This window comes from Hymenobacter agri, assembly GCF_054778495.1.
This window is the reverse complement of record NZ_BAAGZM010001132.1, coordinates 1-775: the sequence shown is the minus strand read 5'-3', so window position 1 is coordinate 775 and position 775 is coordinate 1. Positions and strand designations below refer to the sequence as shown.

General features: G+C 62.5%; 2 protein-coding genes. Both read right to left on the bottom strand.

Going from position 1 to position 775, the window contains the following annotated elements; genetic code table 11:
* A partial coding sequence (locus tag ACYVDE_RS24925) for an ankyrin repeat domain-containing protein (RefSeq protein ID WP_460504205.1) occupies window positions 1-463 on the bottom strand: 463 nt, incomplete at its 3' end.
* Between the two features lie 117 nt (window positions 464-580).
* Window positions 581-775, bottom strand: a 195-nt coding sequence (locus tag ACYVDE_RS24920; RefSeq protein WP_460504204.1) for a hypothetical protein, incomplete at its 5' end; no start/stop codon positions are given.

Genomic DNA, 775 nt, shown 5'->3' with positions numbered 1-775 from the left:
CGGTGTCGTTGCCCTGCTGGCCGGCCAGGTGCAGGGCGGTGAGGCCGCGGAAATCGGCCAGACGCTTGTTGGCGCCGGCGTCGAGCAGCAGCTTCAGCACGTCGTTGCGGCCGAACATGGTGGCAAACATGAGGGCCGTGCCGCCGTTGCCGCTTTGCTGGTCGAGCTTGGCGCCGCGCTCGATGAGCAGGCGGGCCACGTCGGGGTAGCCTTTGAAGCTGACGCCCATCAGGGCCGAATTGCCGCTGTTGTCCTGGTGGTTGGGGTCGGCACCGGCGTCGAGCAGGAAGCGGGTCGCCTCCAGGTGGTTGTCGTAGGCAGCCAGCACCAGGGCCGTGAAGCCTTTGTCGGTAACAGCATCGATGGGCGCACCGGCGGCCAGGGCGGCTTGCAGGCCGGCTACATCGCCCCGGCGGGCGGCATCAAACAATTGGGTGGTGGGCTCGGAAGAAGTAGGCTCCATGAAAAATCGGACGGAATAAGAGAATGGCAGCTACGCGCCGCGGGCTGCTGTAGGGTTCTCAACTGCGAAAGGGGCCGCCGGGTTGGGGCGGGTGGCGGCAAAATTCTGCAGCGGCGGCTAAAAACGCTGCGCGGCTAACGGCGCTGCATAGCTAAGCCCTGCCCCTACGATGGCGCATTCATAGCAATTATCGGCTTTCAGTATGGCCGTATAAACGAAGTAGAGACGCAATATTTTGGGCGGTGGTCTAAGTGAGGATGGTTCTGTGATTATGTCGGTCGATGCAAATTTTAATTCGGGCTGCGTGCATGC